We start from the raw sequence: 255 nt of genomic DNA, 5'->3' as shown, positions 1-255 counted from the left end.
CCGACCAATTGAGCCTGCCGCCGTACTCCGCGAGCCAGAGGGCGTAACGCTTAGCAACGTCTGCCGTCAGCATTGTCTGCGCGGGGCTGCGGCTCATGTAGATACCCGCGAAATAGCCCGCCTTTTCGAGCTCCTCGCAGAACGCCTTGCACATCGCGGACACACCCGTCTTGCCGACTAGCGACTTGCCCTCGACATCGAAATATATCGGGTACTCGAACTGCTTGCCCTTGATTGCGGCGATACAGCACTTTG

General features: G+C 59.2%; 1 protein-coding gene. It reads right to left on the bottom strand.

What is annotated here, in order from left to right:
• Positions 1-255, bottom strand: a 255-nt coding sequence (locus LI114_RS13985) for a GH25 family lysozyme (RefSeq protein WP_264468347.1), incomplete at both ends; no start/stop codon positions are given.

The organism is Ruminococcus sp. 210702-SL.1.03, from assembly GCF_020559915.1.
GTDB lineage: Bacteria > Bacillota > Clostridia > Oscillospirales > Ruminococcaceae > YE71.
The sequence above is the reverse complement of the archived record's forward strand: the minus strand, read 5'-3'. Positions and strand labels throughout refer to the sequence as shown.